19 protein-coding genes are annotated in these 17382 nt (G+C 69.2%); 18 read left to right on the forward strand and 1 reads right to left on the reverse strand.

Going from position 1 to position 17382, the window contains the following annotated elements; genetic code table 11:
* Nucleotides 1–26: 26 nt before the first annotated feature.
* The 13 genes from ACIGHN_RS26130 (at nt 27) to msrA (ending at nt 13374) form a co-directional block, all read left to right on the forward strand.
* On the forward strand, nt 27–899 hold the full coding sequence (locus tag ACIGHN_RS26130) for a branched-chain amino acid ABC transporter permease (protein WP_396507095.1): 873 nt from the start codon (nt 27–29) through the stop codon (nt 897–899).
* Nucleotides 896–1867, forward strand: coding sequence for a branched-chain amino acid ABC transporter permease (locus ACIGHN_RS26135; protein ID WP_056166357.1), 972 nt, complete (start codon nt 896–898; stop codon nt 1865–1867). The genes ACIGHN_RS26130 and ACIGHN_RS26135 overlap by 4 nt, the downstream gene beginning before the upstream one ends.
* Nucleotides 1857–2630: an ABC transporter ATP-binding protein gene (locus tag ACIGHN_RS26140; RefSeq protein WP_396507098.1), complete on the forward strand. Its 774-nt coding sequence runs from the start codon at nt 1857–1859 to the stop codon at nt 2628–2630. The genes ACIGHN_RS26135 and ACIGHN_RS26140 overlap by 11 nt, the downstream gene beginning before the upstream one ends.
* Nucleotides 2627–3343, forward strand: coding sequence for an ABC transporter ATP-binding protein (locus ACIGHN_RS26145; RefSeq protein WP_396507099.1), 717 nt, complete (start codon nt 2627–2629; stop codon nt 3341–3343). The genes ACIGHN_RS26140 and ACIGHN_RS26145 overlap by 4 nt, the downstream gene beginning before the upstream one ends.
* Before the next feature lie 15 nt (nt 3344–3358).
* The gene (locus ACIGHN_RS26150) at nt 3359–4315 is read left to right on the forward strand and encodes a tripartite tricarboxylate transporter substrate binding protein (RefSeq protein ID WP_396507101.1); all 957 of its coding nucleotides are present in this window, start codon (nt 3359–3361) and stop codon (nt 4313–4315) included.
* A complete protein-coding gene (locus ACIGHN_RS26155) occupies nt 4312–5589 on the forward strand; it encodes a 3-isopropylmalate dehydratase large subunit (RefSeq protein ID WP_396507103.1) in 1278 nt (425 codons plus the stop codon). The genes ACIGHN_RS26150 and ACIGHN_RS26155 overlap by 4 nt, the downstream gene beginning before the upstream one ends.
* Nucleotides 5586–6089, forward strand: coding sequence for a 3-isopropylmalate dehydratase (locus ACIGHN_RS26160; protein WP_396507105.1), 504 nt, complete (start codon nt 5586–5588; stop codon nt 6087–6089). Before ACIGHN_RS26155 ends, ACIGHN_RS26160 begins: the two co-directional genes overlap by 4 nt.
* Entirely contained in the window at nt 6082–7797 is a 1716-nt protein-coding gene (locus ACIGHN_RS26165) for a hydantoinase B/oxoprolinase family protein (protein WP_396507107.1), read from the forward strand. The genes ACIGHN_RS26160 and ACIGHN_RS26165 overlap by 8 nt, the downstream gene beginning before the upstream one ends.
* The gene (locus ACIGHN_RS26170; RefSeq protein WP_396507109.1) at nt 7794–9836 is read left to right on the forward strand and encodes a hydantoinase/oxoprolinase family protein; all 2043 of its coding nucleotides are present in this window, start codon (nt 7794–7796) and stop codon (nt 9834–9836) included. The genes ACIGHN_RS26165 and ACIGHN_RS26170 overlap by 4 nt, the downstream gene beginning before the upstream one ends.
* Complete coding sequence (locus ACIGHN_RS26175; protein ID WP_396507111.1) at nt 9833–10465, forward strand: cysteine hydrolase family protein; 633 nt, start codon at nt 9833–9835, stop codon at nt 10463–10465. Before ACIGHN_RS26170 ends, ACIGHN_RS26175 begins: the two co-directional genes overlap by 4 nt.
* Nucleotides 10462–11868, forward strand: a complete 1407-nt coding sequence (locus ACIGHN_RS26180) for an FAD-dependent oxidoreductase (RefSeq protein WP_396507113.1) — start codon at nt 10462–10464, stop codon at nt 11866–11868. The genes ACIGHN_RS26175 and ACIGHN_RS26180 overlap by 4 nt, the downstream gene beginning before the upstream one ends.
* 5 nt (nt 11869–11873) lie before the next feature.
* Entirely contained in the window at nt 11874–12737 is an 864-nt protein-coding gene (locus ACIGHN_RS26185) for an oxaloacetate decarboxylase (RefSeq protein WP_396507179.1), read from the forward strand.
* 94 nt (nt 12738–12831) lie between these two features.
* Entirely contained in the window at nt 12832–13374 is a 543-nt protein-coding gene (msrA, locus tag ACIGHN_RS26190) for a peptide-methionine (S)-S-oxide reductase MsrA (RefSeq protein WP_156370938.1), read from the forward strand.
* A 95-nt stretch (nt 13375–13469) separates the two neighbouring features.
* On the opposite strand, the gene ACIGHN_RS26195 is transcribed toward msrA, so the two are convergent.
* Nucleotides 13470–13724, reverse strand: a complete 255-nt coding sequence (locus tag ACIGHN_RS26195; RefSeq protein ID WP_156370940.1) for a hypothetical protein — start codon at nt 13722–13724, stop codon at nt 13470–13472.
* Nucleotides 13725–13885: 161 nt separating this feature from the next.
* Between ACIGHN_RS26195 and ACIGHN_RS26200 the strand changes: the two genes are divergently transcribed.
* The 5 genes from ACIGHN_RS26200 to ACIGHN_RS26220 all read left to right on the forward strand — a co-directional run bounded on the left by ACIGHN_RS26200 (nt 13886) and on the right by ACIGHN_RS26220 (nt 17373).
* Nucleotides 13886–14311: a Fur family transcriptional regulator gene (locus ACIGHN_RS26200; RefSeq protein WP_396507115.1), complete on the forward strand. Its 426-nt coding sequence runs from the start codon at nt 13886–13888 to the stop codon at nt 14309–14311.
* Nucleotides 14308–14988, forward strand: coding sequence for an ATP-binding cassette domain-containing protein (locus ACIGHN_RS26205; RefSeq protein ID WP_396507117.1), 681 nt, complete (start codon nt 14308–14310; stop codon nt 14986–14988). The genes ACIGHN_RS26200 and ACIGHN_RS26205 overlap by 4 nt, the downstream gene beginning before the upstream one ends.
* On the forward strand, nt 14985–16220 hold the full coding sequence (locus ACIGHN_RS26210) for an FtsX-like permease family protein (protein WP_396507119.1): 1236 nt from the start codon (nt 14985–14987) through the stop codon (nt 16218–16220). The genes ACIGHN_RS26205 and ACIGHN_RS26210 overlap by 4 nt, the downstream gene beginning before the upstream one ends.
* Before the next feature lie 57 nt (nt 16221–16277).
* Entirely contained in the window at nt 16278–16535 is a 258-nt protein-coding gene (locus tag ACIGHN_RS26215; RefSeq protein ID WP_396507121.1) for a hypothetical protein, read from the forward strand.
* 241 nt (nt 16536–16776) lie between these two features.
* Nucleotides 16777–17373, forward strand: coding sequence for a DUF3299 domain-containing protein (locus ACIGHN_RS26220; RefSeq protein WP_396507122.1), 597 nt, complete (start codon nt 16777–16779; stop codon nt 17371–17373).
* Nucleotides 17374–17382 lie beyond the last annotated feature (9 nt).

Genomic DNA, 17382 nt, shown 5'->3' on the forward strand with positions numbered 1-17382 from the left:
CCTGAACAGCCGGACACACCACACCCATGTTCGATCTCAGCATCCTCTTCCCCTCGGTCCTGAACGGCCTGACGACCGGCGCTGTCTACGCGCTGATCGCCCTGGGCCTGACCTTGATCTACGGCGTGCTGCACATCATCAACTTCGCGCACGGCGCGTCGCTGATGTTGGCGCTGTACGCCGTCTACCTGCTCAAGCAGCACTGGGGGATCGACCCCTACCTGGCGCTGCCCATCGTGGTGCCGGGCATGTTCGCCCTGGGCTACGTGCTGCAGCGCGTGGTCATCAACCGCGCCAGCCACGGCAAGGACGAGAACATCCTGCTCGTCACGCTGGGCATCTCCATCGTCATGGAGAACCTGGCGCTGCTGTTCTTCAAGTCGGACACGCGCACCATCGAGACCAGCTACACCCTCACCACCGTGGCCATCGGCCCGGCGATGATCGCGCTGCCCAAGCTCGTGTCCTTTGCTGGCGCGCTGGTCGTATCGGGCCTGCTGCTGTGGATCGTGGGGCGCACCGACCTGGGCCGGGCCATCCGCGCGGTGGCGCGCGAGAAGCACGGCGCCAAGCTCATGGGCATCCATGTGGACCATGTCTACGCCATGAGCTTCGGGATCGGCCTGGCCTGCCTGGGCGCGGCCGCGTGCTTTCTGCTGCCGGCCTACTACGTCAACCCGCAGGTGGGCAGCGGCTTCGTGCTGGTGGCCTTCACCATCGTGGTGCTCGGCGGCATGGGCAGCTTCACCGGTGCGCTGGTGGGCGGGCTGCTGATCGGCGTGGTGGAGTCGCTGGGCGGCCTGTACCTGGGCGAATCGCTGGGGCAGATCGGCATCTTCGCCATCTTCATCGCCGTGCTGCTGTTTCGCCCGCAGGGCCTGTTTGGAGCCCGTCAATGAAGCAGCTCGCATCCATCGCTCTCTTCGCGCTGGCCGTGTCGGCCATTACCTTCGCGTCCGACTCCGGCGTGCTGCTGAACTTCATCATGATGGCCCTGTATGCCGCCTTGCTGGCGCAGGCCTGGAACATTCTGGGCGGCTTCGGCGGGCAGTTCTCGTTCGGCCATGCGCTGTTCTTCGGCACGGGCGCATACATCCAGGCCATTGCGCAGATGCAGGGCGGCATCAACGCCTGGGTGGCGCTGCCCATGGCCGTGGGCGGCAGCGCGCTGGTGGGGCTGTTCGTGGGCGGGCTGTCGTTCCGCTACGGGCTCAAGGGCTCGTACTTCGCGCTGGTCACCCTGGCTTTTGCCGAGGTGTTCCGCATCCTGGCGCTGTCGGTGCCGTTCACCGGCGCGGGCGTGGGCCTGATGCTGCCGCTCAAGGAATCGGTGGCCAACATGCAGTTCGGCTCGCGCAAGGGCTATGTCTTCCTGATCCTGGCGCTGGTCACGCTGGCGCTGCTGGCCAGCTGGTGGCTCAAGAACTCTCGCTTCGGTGCCTGGCTGCAGGCCGTGCGCGACAACGAAGACGCGGCCCGCGCCATCGGCGTCAATCCGTTCACCGTGAAGATGGGCGCCATCGCGCTGTCGGGCGGCTTCATGGGCGCGGCAGGGGCGTTCTATGTGCAGGTGTTCCAGTACATCGACCCGGGCATCGCCTACGGCTCGGTGACCTCGGTGGAAGCCCTGGTGGCGGCCATCGTGGGCGGCATCGGCACCATCTGGGGGCCAGTGCTGGGCGCCTTGGTGCTGCACGTGCTGGCCGACCTCACGCGCAACCTGTTCGGCCAGCTGCCCGGCATCAACATGGTGATCTACGGGGTGGTGCTGGTGGTCATCGTCATGTTCCTGCCGCGCGGCATCGCGGGACTGGGACAGTCGGTGGTGCATCTGTGGAAACGTTCGGGAGGCCGCCATGGCCAATGACCTGCTGACTCTGACGGGGCTGGGCAAGTCCTTCGGCGGCCTGAAGGCCGTGCAGAACGTGAGCCTCACCGTACCCGAAGGCTCGCTCACCGCGCTGATCGGCCCCAATGGCGCCGGCAAGACCACGTTGTTCGCGCTGATGACCGGCTTCGTGAAGCCTGACGCGGGCAAGGTGCAGTTCGCCGGGCGCGACATCACCGGCCAGGCGCCGCACCTCAATGCCCGGCTGGGCATGGCGCGCACCTTCCAGATCGTGCAGCCCTTTGCCGCCCAGACCGTGCGCGAGAACATCGCCGTGGGCGCCCATCTGCACGAGCCGCGCCGCGCGGCAGCGCTGGCGCTGGCCACCGACGTGGCGGCGCGCGTGGGCTTGACGGCGCAGCTGGACAAACCCGCATCCGACCTGACCGTGGCCGGGCGCAAGCGGTTGGAGCTGGCGCGCGCGCTGGCCACCCGGCCGCGCCTCTTGCTGCTGGACGAAGTGCTGGCCGGCCTCAACCCCCAGGAGATTGCCGAGATGATTCCCGTGGTGCGCGGTATCGCGCAGGGCGGCGTGACGGTGCTGATGATCGAGCACGTCATGCAGGCCGTGATGAACCTGGCCGAGCACGTGTGGGTGCTGGCGCAGGGCCAGTTGATCGCCGAGGGCAACCCCGGCAAGGTCACGTCCGACGAGCGCGTGATCGAAGCCTACCTGGGCCACGGCACCGCAGCCCGCCTGCGCGCCGCCGCTGCCTCCTCCTCCTCGAAGGAGGCCGCATGAGCACGGGCCCACTGCTGGATATTGCGGGCCTGCGCGGCGGTTATGGCCGTGTGGAAGTGCTGCGCGGGGTGGACCTGCAGGTGAACCCGGGCGAAACCGTGGCCCTGCTGGGCAGCAACGGCGCGGGCAAGTCCACGCTCAACAACGTGGTCTGCGGCATCTACCCGACCTGGGCCGGGCGCGTGGCCTTTGGCGGCGCCGACCTGAGCGGTGCGCACTACACCGAGGTCGTCAAGGCCGGGCTGATCCAGGTGCCCGAAGGGCGCAAGATCTTCCCGAACCTGAGCGTGCTGGAAAACCTGTCGCTCGGCAGCTTCTCGCGCGCCCGGGAGCGCCGCGCCGAGAACATCGACAAGGTGTTCGCCACCTTCCCGCGGCTGAAGGAGCGCACCGCACAGCTGGCCGGCACCATGAGCGGGGGCGAGCAGCAGATGCTGGCCATCGGCCGCGGCCTGATGGCCGAGCCGCGCCTGTTGATCCTGGACGAGCCCTCGCTGGGCCTGTCGCCCCTGCTGGTCGAAGAGATGTTCGGCCTGATCCGCCAGTTGCGCTCCACGGGCCTGGCGGTGCTGCTGGTCGAACAGAACGTGGGGCAGTCGCTGGAGATCGCCGACCGTGCATACGTGATGGAAAACGGGAGCATCCGCTTTTCCGGCGCGCCCGACGAACTGCTGCGCAGCGACGAACTGCGCCGGGCCTATCTGGGCCTTTGAGAAGGAGACAACCACATGACCATTCCACGCCGAAAACTGCTGCTGGCGTTGCCCGCCGTGCTTCCGCTCGGGCAGGCCCTGGCGCAGAACGCCCCCATCCGCATCCTGGTGGGCGCGCCTGCCGGCGGCTCCACCGACACGCTGGCGCGCAACCTGGCCACCGAGATGGGTCGCCAGCTCGGCCGCACCGTGGTGGTGGAAAACCGCCCGGGCGCGGGTGGCAACATCGCGGCCGACGCGGTGGCCAAGGCCGTGCCGGACGGCAACACGCTGCTGATGAGCTTCACGAGCCACGCCATCAATGCCAGCTTGTACCCGTCGCTGCCGTTCGACCCCATCAAGGACTTCACGCCGCTGACCTGCGTGGCGACCTCGCCGTCCATCCTGGTGGCCAACCCCGCGGTGCCGGCCAAGGATGTGCGCGAGCTGATCGCACTGGCCAAGGCCAGGCCGGGCCAGCTCAACTTCGCCATCGGCGCCGTGGGCTCGTCGCTGCACCTGGCGGGCGACGCTTTCAAGATGCAGTCGGGCGCGTACATCGTCAACATCCCGTACCGCGGCACCGCGCCCGCGCTGCAGGACGTACTGGCCGGGCAGGTGGAGCTGATGTTCGCCGCCGTGGGCAACGCCCAGTCGCAGATCCGCGCAGGCAAGCTCAAGGCGCTGGGCGTGACCAGCGCCAAGCGGCTGCCGGCCTTTCCGGACGTGCCGGCCATCGCCGAGGTGCTGCCCGGCTACGAGTCGAGCGCCTGGTTCGGCCTGTTCGGCCCCGGCAACATGAACCCCGAGCTGGCCAAGAAGTTGAGCGACGCGGCCCGCCAGGCGATTGCCACGCCCGATGTCAAAAAACGCCTGGAGACCGAAGGCGCCGTGCCCGTGGGCAACAGCCCTGAGGAATTCGCGCGCTTCGTGCAGGCCGAGATCCCGCGCTGGGCCAAGGTCGTGCGTTTTGCCGGAGCCAAGCCCGAATGACCACCGCCCCCAGTACCCTGGCGCAAAAGCTGGTGGCCCGCGCCAGCGGCCGCACCGCCGTCACGCCCGGGGAGATCGTCAACTGCCAGGTCGACCTGGCCATGTTCCACGACTCGTCCGGCCCCCGCCGGCTCAAGCCCATGCTCGACGAGCTGGGCGCGAGCATCTGGGACAAGTCGCGCGTGGTGCTGGTGATGGACCACTACCTGCCCGAGCGCGATGACGAATCGCGCCGCATTGTCCGCATCGCCCGCGAATGGGCCAAGGAGCAGGCGCTGCCCCACGTCTACGACGGCCAGGGCATCTGCCACGTGGTGGTGCCGCAGCACGGCCACATCCGCCCGGGCATGTTCTGCGTGGGGGGCGACTCGCACTCGCCCACGGGTGGGGCGTTTGGTGCCTACATGTTCGGCATCGGCAGCACCGAGATGCTGGGCGTGGTGGTCACCGGCGAGATCTGGCTGCGCGTGCCCCACACCCTGCAGATGCACTGGACCGGGCGGCTGGCCGCTGGCGTCACCGCCAAGGACATGATGCTGCACATGGTCGGGCGCTTCGGCATGAACGGCGGCCAGTACCAGGCTGTGGAGTTTGCCGGGCCTGCAGTACAGGCCCTGTCGATGCAGGAGCGCATGACCCTGTCCAACATGAGCGCCGAGCTGGGCGCGCAGGCCGGCCTGATCGCCCCCGACGCGACCACGCACGACTGGCTGGCCGTCCACGGCGTGCCCGAGGCCGACCTGCAAGGCCTGGACGCCTGGGTGACCGACCCCGGCGCGCTGCTCACCCGCCACGATTTCAATGCCGACACCCTGGCGCCCCAGGTGGCGGCGCCCCACAGCCCGGCCAACACGGCCGCCGTGGACCAGCATGCCGGCACGCGCATCGACGTGGCCTACATCGGCGCGTGTACCGGCGCCAAACTCGACGACCTGCGCGCCGCCGCCAGCGTGCTGCGCGGCCACCGCGTGGCCCGCGGCGTGCGCCTGATGGTGGCCCCGGCCAGCCAGCAGGACCAGGCTGCGGCCCGCGCCGAAGGCGTGCTGCAGGTGCTGGAGGACGCGGGGGCCGAGCTGTTCCCCACCACCTGCGGCGCCTGCGCCGGCTATGGCGATACGGTGGGCGACGGCACCACCGTCATCTCCAGCACGGCGCGCAACTTCAAGGGCCGCATGGGCTCGGCCACGGCGCAGGTGTACCTGGCCTCGCCCTACACCGTGGCCGCTTCGGCCTTGCAGGGGCACATTGCCGACCCGCGCGAGGTGCTGGCATGAGCGCCGCACAACACAGGGTCTGGAAGCTGGGCGCCGACATCGACACGGATGTGCTGGCCCCCGGCCACGCGATGAAGCACGGTATCGACGTGCTGGCCCGCCACTGCCTCGAATCCGTACGCCTGGACTTCGTGGGCGGCGTGCGCCAGGGCGATGTGATCGTGGCCGGCCCCAACTTCGGCATCGGTTCGTCGCGCGAGCAGGCGGCTGCCGTGCTGGTGCGGCTGGGTGTCGTGGCGGTCATCGCACCGTCGTTCAGCGGCCTGTACTTTCGCAACGCCTTCAACCTGGGGTTGCTGCTGCTGACTTGCCCCGAGGCGGACAAGATGGCCGAGGGTGAGCAGATAGCGCTCGACTGGCAGGCCCCCGCCGTGATCACTGCGGATGGCACGCGCCTGGCGTGCGATCCGATTCCCCCGTTTCTCATGGACATGGTGCGCGCCGGCGGTTTGCTGAACCAGCTGCGCGCCCGATTTGGCAAGGAGGCCGTCAATGGCTGACAACAAGGTAGCGACAGCAACATCATCGATGGACCCGGTCACCCTGGCCGTGCTGCGCGGGCGGCTGGAGCAGGTGGCCGACGAAATGGATGCCACGCTGTACCGCAGCGCATTCAACCCCATCATCGCCGAGGCGCACGACGCCTGCCATGGCCTGTACGACGCGGTCAGCGGCGACACCCTGGTGCAGGGCAAGTCGGGCCTGCCGGTGTTCGTGGGCGCCATGGCCTTTGCGGTGCGCGCGGCCATGCGCATCGCCGCAGAGCGTGGCGGCATGGCGCAGGGCGACACCTGGCTGTTCAACGACCCGTACGAGGGCGGCACGCACGCCAATGACTTCAAGCTGGTGCGACCGTTCTTTCGCGACGGCCGGCTGTACTGCTTTCTCGCGTCGGCCGCGCACTGGCACGACGTGGGCGGCAATGTGCCCGGCAACTACAACCCCGCCGCCACCGAGTGCTGGCAGGAGGCCGTGCAGATTCCGCCCGTGCGCATCGTGCGCGGCGGTGCGCTGGACGAGGACGTGCTGGCCATCCTGAAAGCCAACACCCGCCTGCCCGACAGCCTGTGGGGCGACCTGAACGGACAGCTCTCCGCGCTGGACCTGGGCGAGCGCCGCCTGAACGACCTGCTGGACCAGTATGGCGATGCCGTGGTGCTGCAGGCCATGGGCGAGCTGCGCACGCGTGCCGTCAAGCTCATGCGCTCGCACATCGCGGCGCTGCCCGATGGGCGCTACAGCTTCAGCGACATGCTGGACAACGACGGCGTGAAGGACGAGGCGCTGACCATCGCCCTGGACATGACGGTCGCAGGCGACCGCCTCACGCTCGATTTTTCGCGCACCTCGCCGCAGTGCGCCGGGCCGGTGAACATCTCGCGGGCCACGGCCATCGCGGCCTGCTACGTGGCCTTGAAGCACCTGTTCCCGGACGTGCCCGCCAATGCCGGCGTGCTGGATGCGGTGGACTTCGTGCTGCCGGACGGCCTGGTGATCAGCGCCGCACGACCACGCCCGGTGGGTGGCTACACCGAGACCATTTTGCGCATGATCGACGTGATCTTCAGCGCCACGGCCCTGGCCGCGCCCGAGCGCGCCATGGCCCAGGCCTACGGCACCATCAATGCGCTGTCCATCGCCGGACACCGCACCGATGCCGCGCGCAAAGGCCAGCGCTGGGTGATGTTCAGCTTCTTCGGCGGCGGCCACGGCGGGCATTCCGATGGCGACGGCATGAGCCACGGCAATGCACCCATCTCCACGGCGACCATCCCGCCGCTCGAAATCCTGGAGGCTGCCTACCCCGTGCGCTTCACACAGTGGGCGCTGCGCCCCGGCTCGGGCGGCGACGGCCAGCACCGCGGTGGCCTGGGCGCCATCTACGAGATCGAGCTGCTGGAGCAGGACGCCGAAGTCTTCATCTTCGGCGAGCGCGGCAAGGCCGCACCGCAGGGCATCGCCGGAGGCGGGCAGGGCGCCTTGAATGTCTTCAGTTATGAGAACGCGGGCGAGTGGAAGACGCCGCCCATGCGCTCCAAGATGATCGGCATCCAGCTGAAAAAAGGCGAGCGTGTGCGGCTGGAAACACCCGGCGGCGGCGGTTACGGCGCCCCTTCGGCGCGGGCCGCAGCAGCGCGCCACAGCGACGAGGCGATGGGTTATGTGGTGGCGGACAACAGCGCAGCAGCAATGAAAGGCGCAGCATGAGCGGCAAGGCTTCCTTTGTGGTGGGTGTGGACGTGGGTGGTACGTTCACTGACCTTTTTGTGCTGGACGAGTCCGACGGCAGTGCTCGCATCGTCAAGGTGCCCTCGACCCGGGGGGAAGAAGCACGCGGCTTCATGAACGGGGTGGCGCGGGTGGCGGATTCGGCCTCGGCCATCGCCACCATCGTGCACGGCACCACCGTGGGCACCAATGCGCTGCTGGAGCGCAAGGTGGCTCGCACCGGCATCATCACCACGCGCGGCTTTCGCGACGTGCTGGAGATGCGCCGCCGCGATCGCCCGCAGACCTGGGGCCTGCGTGGCAGCTTCGAGCCCATCGTGCCGCGCGACCTGCGCCTGGAGGTGGACGAGCGCGTGCTGGCCGATGGATCGGTGCACACCCCGGTCGATCTGGACCAGGTGAAAGCCCAGGCCAAGGCCTTGCTGGACGCAGGCTGCGAGGCGGTCTGCGTGTTCTTCATCAACACCTATGCCAACCCGGCCAACGAGCAGGCGGCCGTGGCTGCCGTGCGCAGCCTGTGGCCCAACCCGCACGTGACCGCGGCCAGCGAGGTGCTGCCCGAGATCCGCGAGTTCGAACGCTGCTCCACCGCCACGCTCAACGCCGCCCTGCAACCCGTGGTGGGCAGCTACCTGGAGCGGCTGGAGGGCGACCTGCGCACCCAAGGCTTTGGCGGCGAGCTGCTCATCGTGCAGAGCAATGGCGGCGTGATGTCGCGCCAGACGGCGTGCGACGTGCCGGTGCGCACCGCACTGTCGGGCCCGGCGGCGGGCGTGATCGCCTGCGCGGCCATTGCGCGGGCGGCGGGGTTCCCCGATGCGATCACCGGCGACATGGGCGGCACCTCGTTCGACGTGTCGCTGGTGGCGGGTGGCGAGGCGGCCCTGGCCGCGCAGACCGCCATCGAGTTCGGCATGGTCGTGCGCTCGCCCATGATCCAGATCGAGACCATCGGCGCGGGCGGCGGCTCCATCGCGTCGGTGGACGCCAGCGGCATGCTGCAGGTGGGCCCCGAGTCGGCGGGCAGCGTGCCCGGCCCCGCCTGTTACGGGCGCGGCAACACCCGCCCCACGGTGACCGATGCCAACGTGCTGCTGGGCCGCATCGCGGCCGACCGGCCGCTGGGCGGCGGGCTGCTGGCCGCCATGGATGCGGCCAAGTCCCGCGACGCCATCGACACCCACGTGGCCCAGCCCCTGGGCCTGGACGTGATGGCCGCAGCCGAAGCCATCCTGACGGTGGCCAACGCCAAGATGGCCGGCGCCGTGCGGGTGGTCTCCATCGAGCGCGGGCACGACCCGCGCCAGTTCGCCTACATGCCGTTCGGCGGTGGCGGCGCTTTGCACGTGTGCGCCATGATGCGCGAGGTGGGCGTGGGCACCGGCATCGTGCCGCGCTACCCCGGCGTCACGTCGGCGCTGGGCTGCGTGATGGCCGACATGCGCCACGATGCGGTGCAGACCCTGAACAAACCCCTGGCCGAGCTGGACGTGGCCGACCTGCGCGAGCGCGTGCAGGCCCTGTCGGCCGCCTGCCAGCAGCGCCTGGACTCGGCGGGCGTGCAGTTCGTGCAGGTGCAGGAAATCATTGCGCTGGACATGCTCTATGCCGGCCAGACGCACACCGTGCAGGTGCCACTGGCGGCGCAGGCACTGAGCCGCGAAGGCATCCAGGCCGCTTTCGAGGCCGCCTACCGCGCTGCCTTCGGCCGGGTGCTCGACGGCATTGCCGTGCGGGTGATGAACCTGCGCTACGCCCGCGTGGGCGTGCGGCCCAAGTTCGACCTCACGGTGCTGGCACCGCAGTCGACCACGCTGAACCCCTCGCTGGGTGTGCAGCGCGTGTTCCACGCCGGCCAGTGGTGGGACGCGGCGCGCCATGCACGGCTGGACCTGCCGGTGGGCGCGCGCATCGACGGCCCCGCCATCCTGGAGCAGCCCGACACCACGGTGTGGCTGGAGCCGGGCTTTCATGCCACGGTGGACACGCTGGGCAACCTGCTGGTGCGTGCAGCATGAGCCATAGCGCCAACGCACCGTTGAACCTGCGCCGCACGGCCCTGGTCATCATCGACCTGCAGGACGACTTCCTCGCGCCCGAAGGCGCCTATGCCCGGGGCGGTGCGGTGAGCGCTGCCGCCCAGGCCCTGCCGCCGCGCGTGGCCGCCGTGGCCCAGGCGCTGAAGGCCGCGGGCGGCATGGTGGTGGGCAGCCAGTTCACCCTGTGGCCCGATGCGCAGGGCGAACCCATGATCTCGCCCCACCTCAAGACCCTGCGCCCGTTCCTGCGGCGCGGCGACTTCGCGCCGGGCAGCGCGGGCCAGGCCATGGTGTCCGACATTGCGCCCTGGGTCGACGTGGCGGTGTGCAAGGTGGCGTATTCGGCTTTCTTCAACACCCAGCTCGACTGGGTGCTGCGCCGCGCGGGCATCGACACCGTGGCGGTGTGCGGGATCGTCACCAACGGCGGCGTGGCCAGCACGGTGCGCGACGCCCACATGCGCGACTACCGCACCCTGGTGCTGTCCGACGGTTGTGCCGCCTTCCGCCAGGAGGTGCACGACACCGCGCTGGCGGACATGGCTACCGTGGCGCAGGTGCTGACCTGCAACGACTTCACCGCTGCATTGGCTGCAGGCACGCCATGAGCAGCATGCTGCCGACCATCCGCCGCGCCGACAGCATGCCGGCGGCCGCGCGGGACAACCATGTGCCGGTCGCCATCGTGGGCGGTGGCGCCTGCGGCCTGACCGCGGCGCTGATGCTGCACGACCTGGGTGTGGACTGCGCCGTGCTGGAGCGCGACGGCACGCCCACGGGCTCATCAGCGCTGTCCTCAGGCTTCATCCCGGCACCGGGCACACAAGTGCAAAAGGACCTGGGCATTGCGGACAGCGCCGAACGTTTTGCCGCCGACATCACCGCCAAGGCCAAGGGCAGGGCAGCGCCGCAACTGGTGCAGTCCTACGCCCGCGCCATCGGCCCCGCGCTCGATGCGCTGCAGGACCGCCATGGCCTGGAGTGGCAGGTGCTCGATGGATTCTTGTACCCCGGCCACAGCGTGCGCCGCATGCACGCCGTGCCCGAGAAGACCGGTGTGGGCCTGATGGGCCGGCTGGCCAACGCGGTGGCGGCCGCCGACATTCCCCTGGTCACCGACGCCGCCGTGCGCGAGCTGTGGGCCGACGACACCGGCCTGCTGCTGGGCGTGGGCTACGAGCGGCCGGACGGCACGCTGGAGCACCTGTCGTGCGAAGCCGTCATCCTGGCCTGCAACGGCTTCGGCGGCAACGCCGCCATGGTGCGCGAACTGTTGCCCGAAATGCGCGACGCCCTGTTCGCCGGCCACACCGGCAACGACGGCAGCGCCATCGCCTGGGGCCGAGCACTGGGCGCGCGCCTGGCGGACCTGGGTGGCTACCAGGGCCACGGCTCGTGGGCCATACCGCAGGGCGCGCTGATCTCGTGGGCGCTGATGATGGAAGGCGGCATGCAGGTCAACGCGCAGGGCCGTCGCTTTCATGACGAGACACAGGGATACTCCGAGGCCTCGGTGCATGTGCTGGCCCAGCCGGGCGGCGTGGCCTGGAACGTGTTCGACGCGCCCATTCTGGCCCTGGCGCGCAGCTTTCCGGACTTCGTGGACGCCGAAGCCGCGGGCGCGGTGAAGCACTGCGACAGCGTGCAGGCGCTGGCGGCCTTGATAGGCTGCGACGACACCGCGCTGGCGGCCACGCTGGCAGGGCAGGGCCCGTACCCCCGCCCGGGCACGCGAGCGCTGCAGGCGCCGTTTTGCGCCGTCAAGGTCACCGGCGCGTTGTTCCATACCCAGGGCGGGCTCGACATCGACGCGCAGTGCCGCGTGCTCGACACCCAGGGCCGCCCGTTTCCCAACCTGCTGGCGGCAGGCGGCGCGGCGCGTGGCGTCTCGGGCGATGCCGTCTGGGGTTACCTCTCGGGCAACGGCCTGCTGAGCGCCGTGGCCGGCGGCTACCTGGCGGCCTACACCGCCGCCCATCTGCTTCGTCCCCCTACGGGTTCCAACCCATGACCGCCATGACTGCCATGACCCTGCACGAACGGCTGCAGCAGCCGAACATCCTTCTGGCCCCAGGCATCTACGACGCGCTGAGCGCCCTGGTGGCCGAGCAGGCCGGCTTCGAGGCGCTGTACCTCTCGGGCGCCTCCATCGCCTACACACGGCTGGGCCGCTCCGACGTGGGCCTGACCACCTACACCGAGGTGGAAGACACCCTGGCGCGCATCACCGAGCGGGTGCGCAAGCCCGTCATCGTGGATGCCGACACCGGCTTTGGCAACGCGCTGAACGTGCAGCGCACGGTGCGCGGCTTCGAGCGCGCGGGCGCGGCCATGGTGCAGATCGAGGACCAGGGCTTTCCCAAACGCTGCGGCCACCTGGACGGCAAAACCGTGGTGCCCGCCGCCGAGATGTGCGGCAAGCTGCGCGCCGCGCTCGACGCCCGCCGCGACGCCAGCACCCTGATCCTGGCGCGCACGGACGCGCTGGCGGTCGAGGGCATCGAGGCCGCGTTCGACCGGGCCGAGCGCTACCTGGAGTGCGGCGTGGATGCGCTCTTCATCGAAGCCCTGCGCACGCCCGAACAGATGGACGCCGCCTGCCAGCGTTTCGCCCACCGCATCCCCCTGCTGGCCAACATGGTCGAAGGCGGCAAGACCCCGGTGCAAAGCGCGCAGGAGCTGGGCGAGCGCGGTTTTCGCATCGCCATCTTCCCCGGTGGCACAGCACGGGCGGTGGCCCATACCCTGCAGGGCTACTACGCCAGCCTGCACGCGCACCAGACCACGGCGCCTTTCAAGGAGCGCATGCTGGACTTCGACGGGCTCAACGCGCTGATCGGCACGCCCGAGCTGATGGAGCAGGGCCGGCGCTACGAATGACGAACAGGCGGGCCGGCCCAATGCCCCCGCCCGCACTGCGTTACCGGGCGCCGCGTACCATGCCCCTGAAACCATTCATCGCATGGAGACCCACATGGCACAGAACCTTCAAACCATCACCCTGGGCGGCGGCTGCTTCTGGTGCACCGAGGCCGTGTTCGACCGCGTGCGCGGCATCACCGACGTGGAAAGCGGCTACACCAACGGCCAGACCATCAACCCCACCTACGAGCAGATCTGCCAGGGCGACACCGGCCACGCCGAGGTGGTGCGGCTGACGTACGACGCTGACGAGATCAGCCTGGAAGAAGTGCTGGAAATCTTCTTCCACACCCACGACCCGACCACCCTCAACCGCCAGGGCAACGACGTGGGCACGCAGTACCGCAGCGGCATCTACTTCGACAAGCCCGAGGATGGCGAGGCAGCCAACGCCATGATCCGCCAGATGTCGCAGGACAAGCTGTTCGGCGCGCCCATCACCACCGAGGTTAAGCCGCTGCAGAACTACAGCACGGCCGAGGCCTACCACCAGGACTACTTTGCGCGGAACCCGAATGCGGGCTACTGCGCGTTTGTGGTGGGGCCGAAGGTGGAGAAGTTCAGGAAGACGTTTGCGCGGTATGTGAAGGCATAGCCGCGCACAGCCCCCGCACTGGACATGCCGCGCACGCCGGGCCTACGGTGGCGCGGCATGCGTCAGCGATGCGCGCTGCAGCCGTCGCTGTCATTTCAGGCATCCTCGACCACCACGTTGAGCGAGAAGCGCAGCAACCATTGAATGGCTTTGTGAAAGGCCAGAGCGGCCACCACCCGGTCAGACAGGTGGTCGCACAACAGCAGGCCTTCAGGAATCAGGGTGATGGCGACATGGCGGCTGGCGTCAGGCCCCAGGCTTTCAAGGAGCCTGGAGATTTCTGCCGCAGCCTCGTCCGACACGCGAGCCATGGCCTCCTGCGGCACCTTTAACGTGTATTCGTATCCCAAAGGGGCCCTTTCAAATGGCACATGTTAGCGAGGGGTTGCTGCGGCGGCATAATGCAACCCAATTGCGTTACTCCACCTGCCAGCCTGCAGCCATGTCCACCGCTCCCAAGCCCTCCCGCCCGAGCCCTCATCATCGCCCAGGCTGGGCGATGCCCGCAGGCATGCGTGCGACCCGTGCCACACGCGCACTGGCTGCGCTGTACGCAGCCCGCCCAGACGCAGCCTTCTCCGAACCCGAAGTCGAGGCCGCCCTCGCCACTGCCGGCGCCCCCGTCAACAAAGTCACCGTCTACCGCATGCTTGACCGCTTCGCCGCGGCAGGGCTGCTGCACAAGCAGGTAGATGCCGCCCGCGTGACGCGGTATGCGCTCGCACCCCAAGGCGAGGAGGGCGCCGCGCCGCGCTTTGAATGCGACGACTGCCACCGCCAGTTCCGCCTGTCGCAGGGCTCTGCCAAGGTGCAGACCGCGTTGAAGCAGGTGCTGCAGGCGCTGGCCACCGCAGGGCACGAGAGCCTGGCGGTGGACATTGCCGTGCGGGGCCGCTGCGCGGGCTGCGCGCACCCTGCTGGGGGCGCGGCGGCATGATCCGGACCCGAGGCCTTGCCTACACCTACCCCACGGGCGATGCGCCGCTGCGCTTTCCGGATGTGGACCTGAACCAGGGCGGCACGCTGCTGCTGCGCGGCCGTTCGGGCACGGGCAAGTCCACCTGGCTGTCGCTCATTGCCGGCCTGCGCGGCGCGAGCGGCGGTGACCTGTTCGTGGGCGGCCTGCAGCTGGGCACGCAGCGCGGCGCGGAGCTCGATGCCTGGCGCGCGCGCAGCATCGGGTTCTTGCCACAAAAGCTGCACCTGTCCAGCGCACTCACCGTGGCGGACAACCTGGGCCTGGTCTACTTTGCAGCCGGGCTGCCGCGCGACGACTCTGCAATAGCCCGCGCGCTGGCGCAACTGGGTGTGGCCGAGCTGGCCGCGCGCAAGCCGCACCAGATCTCGGGCGGGCAGGCGCAGCGCGTGGCGCTGGCGCGGGCGGTGCTGCTGGCGCCCGAGCTGCTGCTGGCCGACGAACCCACCGCCAGCCTGGACGACGAAGCCGCCGCCGATGCACTGGCCCTGCTGCAGCACAGCGCCGCCGCGTGTGGCGCCAGCCTGGTCATCGCCACGCACGACCAGCGCGTGGTGCAGGCACTGGCCGGCGCGCAGCAGCTGGATTTGAATGAAACAGCGGCCTACCGCGCTCTGGACGGGCGCAACCAGCTATGAAAAACATAGTAAAGCTCGCATCCCTGTCCTGGCGCTACCTGTGGTCCCGGCCGCTGGCCGCCGTGCTCAACCTGCTGGTGCTCACGCTGGGCCTGGCCGCCATCACGCTGGTGGTGCTGGTGGCCACGCAGCTCGACAAGGCTTTCGAGCGGGACCTGGACGGCATCGACCTGGTGGTTGGCGCCAAGGGCAGCCCGCTGCAACTGATCCTGGCGGGCGTGTTCCACATCGACGTGCCCACGGGCAACATCCCGCTGCAAGAGGTGCAGGCGCTGCAAAAGAACCCGCTCGTGGCGCAGGTCATCCCGCTGAGCCTGGGCGACAGCTACCAGGGCTACCGCATCGTGGGCACCACCCCCGACTATGTATCGCACTACAGCGCCACGCTGGCAAAAGGCGCCCTGTGGCAGCAGCCCATGGACGCCGTGCTGGGCGCCAGCGTGGCGCGCGGCATTGTCAAGCCCGACCACGGCGGTGCGCCGCTGGTGGGCGCCACCTTCATCGGCAGCCACGGCCTGGGCGGGGGAGGGCACGCCCACGGCGACCATCCCTACCGCGTGAGCGGCGTGCTGGCGCCTTGCGGCTGCGTGCTCGACCGCCTTGTGCTGACCAGCACCGAATCCGTCTGGATGGTGCACGAGACCGCCACGGCCACCGAGCCCGAGGACCTGGAGATATTGAAGGAAGAGCGCGAAGTGACCGTGGCACTGCTGCGCTACCGCACGCCCCTGGCCGCCGTCACGCTGCCGCGCCAGATCAATGCCGACACCGCCTTGCAGGCCGCCGCGCCCGCCATCGAGGTGACGCGCCTGCTGCGCCTGCTGGGTGTGGGAGCCGATGTGCTGCGCGCGTTTGGCGGCGTGCTGCTGGCCGTGGCCGCGCTCAGCGTGTTCATTGCGCTGTGGAACGCGGTGCGCGAGCGCCGGGCCGACCTGGCCATGCTGCGCATGCTGGGCGCCCCCCCGGGCCGCGTGGCCGGGCTGGTGTTGTGGGAGGCGCTGTGGTTGGCTGCCATGGCGTCGGCCCTGGGCTTGCTGCTGGGCCACGCCCTGGCGCACACGCTGGGCTGGGTGCTGCAGTCTCAAGGCCTGCTGCCGGTGAGCGGCCTGGTGTGGCTACCGGCCGAGGCGGGCGTGCCGCTGCTGGCCGGTGCCGTGGCGGCGCTGGCGGCGCTGTTGCCAGCCATGCAGGCCTACCGCACCGAGGTGGCGGACCTGCTGAGCCAGCCCTGAGCTTCCTGTTCTTCATTTCACTTCAATCTTCACTCCCCATCCTTCGAAAGGTTCTTCATGAAAAAACTGTTCACCACCCTGGCCCTGGTGCCATTGCTGCTGCTGGCCGGTGCCGTGGCCCATGCGCAGGGCGCGCATTCCGACAAGGAAACCAAGGCCGACATCGAGCGCCACCGGGCCATGGCCGCCGCGCACGAGGCCGCTGCCAAGTGCCTGGAATCCGGCAAGGACCACGACACCTGCCAGAAGGAACTCCAGACCGCATGCAAGGGTCTGGGGATTGGCAAGTATTGCGGGATGCGCCACAGTCATTAAGGCACCCCCCTGAAAATCAGGCTCCCCCCTGAGGCGCTGCGCGCCTTCCCCCCTGAGGGGGGACGCCCCCGGTGGCCCGGCGGAGCCGGTTCCACGGGGGCGCTGGGATTGGGGCGCGCCGGTTTTGCAGAGCGCAGCCGCAAATAAGGTCGGATGGAGTCACGTGGTTGCTCGACGGCGTGGCTGCGGTCATGGAACAGCTGGCCCTGTGCGCACGGGGCGTTTACGGAAGGGGATTTTTATGCACCATCGTTGGTTGCCTCGGTTTGTGCCCGGGCGCTCTATCGCTCTGCCTTTGGCGCTGGCGTTGGGTGTCGGTGTCTCTGGCACCGCGCTGGCACAAGCCAAGCCTTCCGCAGCGCCTGTGCTCAGTTCACCGTTGCCAGCGGGTGCTGGTGGGGCGCCGGTGGCGGGTGTGCCATCGGGCTCGGGGGCGGGGTATCACAGCCCGAACAGCCCGATCGCGCCACTGCCTCAGCGCACGGATGTGATTCCTTGGTCGGTGCTGACCGACCTGACCAAGAAGACTACCAAGGATGGCATCCTGCCCGTGTTCAGCGATGCGCAAAAGGGCATGGACAAGACCACGCAGCGCATCCAGGGCTTCATGATGCCGCTGGATGCCAAGGCCACGCAGACGCACTTTCTGCTCACTTCGGTGCCGCTGACCTGCTCGTTCTGCCTGCCGGGGGGGCCCGAGAGCATGGTCGAGGTGAAGGCCAAGACCCCCGTGCGCTATTCGATGGAGCCCGTGGTGGTCGAGGGCAAGTTCACCGTGCTCCACAATGACCAGTACGGCCTGTATTACCGCGTGGTGGAGGCCGTGCCGGTGAAATAATCGCGGGTG

The organism is Acidovorax sp. NPDC077693 (assembly GCF_044542805.1).
In the GTDB taxonomy this organism is placed as follows: domain Bacteria; phylum Pseudomonadota; class Gammaproteobacteria; order Burkholderiales; family Burkholderiaceae_C; genus Acidovorax.